Origin of the sequence: Sphingobium sp. (genome assembly GCF_041987595.1) — a bacterium.
Taxonomy (GTDB): Bacteria; Pseudomonadota; Alphaproteobacteria; order Sphingomonadales; family Sphingomonadaceae; genus Sphingobium.
Genome location: NZ_JBHIWJ010000253.1, coordinates 1 through 519 on the forward strand (window position 1 = coordinate 1; position 519 = coordinate 519).

The window sequence follows — 519 nt, forward strand, 5'->3', positions numbered from 1 at the left end:
GAGTGATGGCCCTTGACTGAGCCGGTGCCCCCCACCGACCCGGCAACGAAGCATGGCGGCCGCAAGGCCGCCATGTCCTTCATCCTGGTCGCCGTGCTGATCGACATGATCTCGATCGGCCTGATCATCCCGGTGCTGCCGCCGCTGGTGGGCACTTTTGCCAACACCCCGGCCGAGCACACCCTGGCCTATCTGGCGGTGAGCTTTGCCTTCGGCATCGCCAACTTCTTTGGTTCGCCCATCCTGGGCGCGCTGTCCGACCGCTTCGGGCGCCGCCCGGTGCTGCTGATCGGCTTCTCGGGCCTGGCCCTGAGCTTTCTGGTCACAGCCTCGGCCACCGCGCTGTGGATGCTGATCGTGGTGCGCCTGTTCTCGGGCGCCATGCAGGCCAATGCGGCCGTGGCCAATGCCTATGTGGCCGACATCACCCCGCCGGCCGAGCGCGCCAAGCGCTTCGGCATGCTGGGCGCGGCCTTCGGCATGGGCTTCATCCTGGGCCCGGTGATGGGCGGCCTGCTG

At 68.2% G+C, this 519-nt stretch carries 1 protein-coding gene; it reads left to right on the top strand.

Features of this window, described 5'->3' with window-relative positions:
• Positions 1-24: 24 nt before the first annotated feature.
• The coding region (locus ACFC3J_RS23030; protein WP_375198222.1) for an MFS transporter at positions 25-519 on the top strand (495 nt) is incomplete at its 3' end.